The sequence below is a fragment of the Pelagivirga sediminicola genome (assembly GCF_003072125.1).
In the GTDB taxonomy this organism is placed as follows: domain Bacteria; phylum Pseudomonadota; class Alphaproteobacteria; order Rhodobacterales; family Rhodobacteraceae; genus Roseovarius; species Roseovarius sediminicola.
The window spans coordinates 1-1603 of the sequence record NZ_QCYH01000056.1; the positions used below are offsets into that span (position 1 = coordinate 1).

1 protein-coding gene is annotated in these 1603 nt (G+C 63.7%); it reads left to right on the forward strand.

The annotated features are described in order from the left end of the window. The first annotated feature begins 43 nt into the window (after positions 1-43). Positions 44-1591, forward strand: a complete 1548-nt coding sequence (tnpC, locus tag DC366_RS19420) for an IS66 family transposase (protein ID WP_108693782.1) — start codon at positions 44-46, stop codon at positions 1589-1591. The last annotated feature ends 12 nt before the right edge of the window (positions 1592-1603 follow it).

The following is a 1603-nucleotide window of genomic DNA, read 5'->3' on the forward strand; positions in this document are numbered from 1 at the left end:
ATTCCTTGTTCCACTCCCGCCGCCGGTTCAGTATATTCCCGCCATGCTGGAGACGCTGAAATCCCTGCCGGACGATGCCGAAGATCTGAAGGGTCTGGTCGCCCTGATGGGCGAGGAGATCAAGTCTCTGACCCTGAAGGTGGAAGATCTGCAAGGGCAGCTGGCGGCCCATCGCAAGGCGCGGTTCGGGTCGAAATCCGAAAGCCTCGATCAGCTTGCCTTCGATCTGCAGGAAGACACCGAGATCGCGCAGGCCGCTCAGGCGCAGCATGATGAAACCGGCCCGGACGACGATGCGGTGCCCTCCGACATGCCCGCCAAACGGCAACACAGCCGTGCCCCGCTGCCCGATCATCTCGAGCGTCAGACCGAGGTTCTGTCCCCGGGCGATGCCTGCGCCTCCTGCGGCGGCGCTCTGCGCCCAGTCGGCGAGGATGTGACGCAGGATCTGGAATACATCCCGGGGCGCTTTATCGTCCGCCAGATCGTGCGTCCGCGCATGGCCTGCAGCTGCTGCGAGACCTTCGCGCAGGCACCGCTGCCGAGCCGCCCCATCGAACGGGGTCGTGCCGGTCCCGGTCTTCTCGCGCATGTGCTGGTCGGCAAGTATTGCGATCATCTGCCATTATACCGGCAGTCGGAGATCTACGCGCGCGAGAAGCTCGACCTGCACCGATCGACGCTCACCGACTGGGTCGGGCGGTCGACGGCATTGCTGGAACCGTTGGCCGGGCATATCGGCAAGCTGGTGCGCGCCGGACCCGCCGTGTTTGCCGATGACACCCCGGTCAAGATGCAGACCGGAGCGAAGACGGGCAAGGCACACACCGCGCGGCTCTGGAGCTACGTCCGCGACGAGAGGCCGTGGTGCGGACAGGCGCCGCCCTGTACGTGGTATCAGTTCAGCGTAAACCGAAAGGGGGAACATCCCTCCGCCCATCTTCAGGGCTACAAGGGCACCGTGCATGCCGACGGCTTCACCGGCTTCAACGGCCTGTTCGGCGACGGGCTCGCCACGGAGCAAGCCTGCATGGTCCATGTCCGCCGCAAGTTCGTGGATGTCTTCGAACGCGATGGGTCGGTCATCGCCAGAGGCGCCATCGAACGGATGGCCATGCTCTATGCCGTGGAAAAGGAGGCGCGTTACAAATCCCCCGATGAACGCGCCGCCTTGCGGCAGGCGAAAGCGAAGCCGGTCTTCGATGAACTGGAAGGCTGGCTGAAGCAGCAGCTGCCGAAAATATCCGGTAAGACCAAGCTGGCCGAGGCGATCCGCTACGCGCTCGGTCGCATGCCCAAGGCGCGGCCATACCTCGAAAACGGACAGCTGGAATTGGACAACAACATCTGCGAGCGGTCAATCAGACCCCTGACTCTCGGCCGGAAAAACTACCTCTTCATGGGCTCGAAAGGCGGCGGTAAAGCCGCGGCGATCGCCTATACGCTCATCGAAACCGCCCGCATGAACGGCGTCAATCCCGAAGCCTGGCTCACCTGGGTCCTCGAGCGCATCGCCGATCACAAGATCAACCGCATCGAAGAACTCGCGCCTTGGAACTGGACGCCGCAACAGGCGTCAAGCGCGGCGTAGCCGGACGGATAC